Origin of the sequence: [Phormidium] sp. LEGE 05292 (genome assembly GCF_015207735.1) — a bacterium.
Lineage (GTDB): Bacteria > Cyanobacteriota > Cyanobacteriia > Cyanobacteriales > Aerosakkonemataceae > Floridanema.
The window spans coordinates 1-1,247 of record NZ_JADEWG010000342.1; the positions used below are offsets into that span (position 1 = coordinate 1).

Consider the following 1,247-nt stretch of genomic DNA (forward strand, 5'->3'; position numbering starts at 1 on the left):
AGTGAAACTCTTACTAGATAAGGATTTCAGCCATTTTTTACTTCCGACACACTCTCTTCTAGAGCCAACACTCAGTTAACCACGGCAGAGTATAGCCACTACTCTTCCGACAATAGTCCGTCAGCTCAAAAAATATATTATTTGTACAGCTAAAATCTAATTTAATTAAAAACTTTCTGACTCAACATTTATCAGAATTTTTAAAGCTTTTTGTGCTACTTCTTCCGCTCTTAGAGAAGTCACTTTTTGATACCTTAGTGTAGTTTGAATCTTTTCATGTCCCATCAAAGCTCGTAACTCTTCAATAGACATTAACCCAACTCTTTCTGTAGCAAAAGTATGTCTCAAATCATGAATCCTTGCACCTTTTAAAATGGAACTTTGTCCAATTAAATCGCACCAAGAAGCATGAACTCGGCGATAAGATAAGCGGGTAACTACTTTAGTAAATGGATTTTGTGCAGTAAACAAGGCAGGACAACCTGTATCCCTATAATGCCTAATGTATTCATCTAAAACTTGTGCTGCATCCTCACTATAAAAACACCATCGTTGTTTGTTTCCCTTACCCACCACCTGAAATTTACGTGCCGTAGTATCTACCTGCTCTTTATCCAAAGCTAGAATTTCGCTAATTCTAGCTCCTGTGCGATGCAACAACCGAACAATAGCGTGTAGGCGAACATCTGGCTCCACAAGTTTATACAACTCTACAAGCTGTAAATGATTTAAATAGCGAATCACTTCATCCGTACCATGCTCTCCTTTCTCCTTTAATGGTTTGCGACGAGTTAAACCAGCAATCGGATTACTTTGAAGATAACCAAAAGTTACCCCATAATTGAACAGTGATTGGATAATTGCTTGATGTCGATGATGAGTAGTAATTGATAAATGTTCTTGGCCTTGTAAATAATCTGATATAACTTGACGACTAATAATTTCTACTGGTACAGACCCATAAAGAACAAGCAGTGGCATTAACACTGTTTCATAAGAGCGCCGCGTACTTTTACTCAGACCGGGACGCGACAAAAACTCTGTAGCTAATCGAGCTAAAGTAACCACTAAAACACAAAACTTTCCTGAAATCACATATCAGCTAATGTCTTTCTGTTTTAAACACTTTATCTCAGGAAAAGTTTACAGATTTTTATGTATACTTTTGACTCTCTAACCGCTCCTGAACCGCAAGAATCTCTCGACCATTACATCAAAAGATTGCGAAAGAGCTTGAAAATGAGCCA

The 1,247-nt window shown here is 37.6% G+C and carries 1 protein-coding gene; it reads right to left on the bottom strand.

The window, feature by feature from the left end; translation table 11 throughout:
• Positions 1-165 precede the first annotated feature (165 nt).
• Positions 166-1,068: a tyrosine-type recombinase/integrase gene (locus tag IQ264_RS32490; protein ID WP_193986920.1), complete on the bottom strand. Its 903-nt coding sequence runs from the start codon at positions 1,066-1,068 to the stop codon at positions 166-168.
• Positions 1,069-1,247: the final 179 nt, after the last annotated feature.